Origin of the sequence: Halobacillus sp. BBL2006 (assembly GCF_000786645.1) — a bacterium.
Taxonomy (GTDB): domain Bacteria; phylum Bacillota; class Bacilli; order Bacillales; family Halobacillaceae; genus Halobacillus.
Window position 1 is genome coordinate 1 of record NZ_JRNX01000655.1, and the last position, 2815, is coordinate 2815.

Annotated in this window: 2 protein-coding genes; both read left to right on the plus strand. The window is 42.3% G+C overall.

The window, feature by feature from the left end; translation table 11 throughout:
- Positions 1-1530: ATP-dependent helicase (locus LD39_RS17790; RefSeq protein ID WP_035550947.1), on the plus strand; the 1530-nt coding region annotated here is incomplete at its 5' end.
- Positions 1531-1546: 16 nt separating this feature from the next.
- Positions 1547-2629, plus strand: coding sequence for a mechanosensitive ion channel family protein (locus tag LD39_RS17795; RefSeq protein ID WP_052158940.1), 1083 nt, complete (start codon positions 1547-1549; stop codon positions 2627-2629).
- Positions 2630-2815: the final 186 nt, after the last annotated feature.

The following is a 2815-nucleotide window of genomic DNA, read 5'->3' on the forward strand; positions in this document are numbered from 1 at the left end:
AAATGGCAGGACCGGCTTGTTTATATTCAGGTTGATGAATTTCAGGACAGCAGTCTGAAGCAGTACGAGCTTGTAAAAATGCTCGCGGAGAAGCATGGCAACTTATTCGTTGTCGGTGATCCTGATCAGACGATTTATGAGTGGAGAGGTGCAGATCCGCAGTATATCGTGGAGTTTGAGAAATTCTTTAAGGATTCGCAAACGATTTTTCTAAAACAAAATTACCGGTCAACTCCAGAGATTTTATCTTTAGGGAATGCCCTAATCCAAAATAATTACTTCCGGGTCGAGAAGGATATGGAAACAGACAACCCCTCTGGTGTGAAAGTTGTCCATTACCATGGGAAAGATGAATTACAAGAAGCGAAGTGGGTCGTCCAGCAGATGCAGAAGATCATAGAAACAAAAGGGGCGAATTATCAAGATATTGCGGTATTATATCGTACCAATTACTTGTCCCGTTTCGTTGAACAGGAATTGATACAAGCAAATATTGAATATACCATCTTCGGCGGATTTAAATTCTTTGATCGGATGGAAATTAAAGATGCGCTCGCTCATTTGAGGATGGTCGCTGTGGGAGATGATTTGTCTTTTTCACGGATTATTAATGTCCCGAAACGGCAAATCGGTAAGAAGCGAATGCAGTTTCTGAGGGAAAAAGCAGAACAAGATGACCTCACTTTATATGAAACCTTGAAAAAGTATGTCGCTCATGACCGGATGAGAAGAACGGATGCGCGAGGCTTTATTGAGGCTATCGAACACTTGCGCAAACGCAGGGAAGAGCTGAACGTTTCAGAGCTCCTTCAGGAAGCGATGCAAGTAACAGGATATGAGGCCTATCGTCGAGAAGATGGAGATCAGGAGCGTCTTGATAATTTGACAGAACTGCTTCACTCGATCGTTCAGTATGAACAAACGCTTGGAGAAGATATTGATTTAAACGAGTATTTGCAAATGATCTCTCTTTACACTGATGATGATCGTGATGACCAAATTGATTCTGTGAAAATGATGACGATTCACACCGCAAAAGGACTAGAATTTCCTTACGTTTTTGTAGTCGGAATGACAGAAAGCGTCTTACCGAATGTCAGGGCGTTAAGACAGCGAAAAGAGCGTGCGCTTGAAGAAGAAAGGCGTCTTGCTTATGTTGCCGTGACCCGGGCGGAAAGGGAGCTATATTTAACAGAATCAGAAGGCTTTCAAAACGGAGGGCAGAAAAAGTATCCGTCCCGTTTCATTTTTGAAGTGGAAGACGAGCTTTATGAACGAATCGGGGAATTGGATGAAGCATTGATTGAGGAAGCAAAGGAGTACATCCGTGCTTCTCATCCTCAAAAACAGGAACAAATAGGGGAAGGCTTTGAAAGAGGGGCGAGGGTTATGCACCCCGTGTTCGGTGTCGGTACCGTGGAGGATATTGATGAAAAGAAAAACACGTACCAGATCTTCTTCGATAAAATGAAAGCCCCAAGACCGATCAGCCGAAACTTTAAGAAACTGGAAAGTGCAGAAAAGACTTAGAGGAAGGATTTTTTATGTGAATTTCTGGATCGAACAAGTTGGAAAGAATTCTCTCATTATCTATGCTCTGGCTATCGTCGCCGTTATCACACTCAGATGGCTCCTCTTAAACATTGTGAAGCGGTGGAGCTCAAAGAAGGATCAACGTTCAAGCGTCTATTATATGGTCAAAAGTATCCTTAATTGGCTCACTCTTTATGGCATCATTATCTATACATTGATCCATTTTAGAAGCTCGGACTGGATGTTTAGTGCCTTGTTTTCCATTGGATCAGAGCCTGTTTCAGTATTTTTGTTAATTATTGCCCTGTTGATTATCTCGTTGACGAACCGGTTGTCTAACTTAGTGAGAAGCTATGTGTTTCCAGGGGTGTACAAGCGTTATGAACTGGATAAAGGTGTCCGCTTCACTTTCGATAAGGCTTTCCATTATATCATCATGGTGCTGGCAATCATCGTAAGTTTATCGACCGTGGGCTTTGAATTGAGCGCTTTGACCGTATTTGCGGGTGTCCTCGGTGTTGGAATCGGCTTTGGGATGCAGAACATCGCATCGAATTTCATTTCCGGTATTATCCTGCTTTTTGAGCGCCCGATCAAGGTCGGGGATAGGGTCATTGTCGACGATATCATCGGAGATGTGGAAAGAATCAATATGCGGGCAACAGTCATTAAGACATTGGACAATGAACATATTATTGTACCGAACTCTTATTTCCTGGAAGAGCACGTGATCAACCGTTCGTATAGCGATAAAGTGATGCGACTCGTCATTCCAGTAGGAGTAGCTTACGGTAGCGACGTACCCTTAGTGAAGGAACTACTGTTGCAAGTAGCGGAAGATGAAGCTGGTGTTTCGCCAACGGTGAGGAATCATCCGGAACCCTTCGTCAACTTCAAAGAATTTGGTGATTCATCATTGAACTTTGAGTTGTTTGTCTGGATCTCAAATCCCGAACATGTCATTCGGATAAAAAGTAACTTGAATTTCAGAATTGATGCGATCTTCAGGGAAAGCGGTGTAGAAATTCCGTTTCCACAAAGGGATCTTCACGTGCGAAGCTTGGATTCATCTATCATAGAACATTTAAAAAAGTAACGAAAAGAGGCTGGGACAAAATTGTTGTAGCGATTTAAAATCCGAATGGTGGTGAAATTTTTTTTGATAAGATTTCACCACCATTCGGATTTTTTGTTAGATTAGTGTAACATATCCAATTAATTCTATTACTTAGGACATCATGTAAGGTGGAAGTATGGCCGCTCCGACAGAATGCTTCGCTTT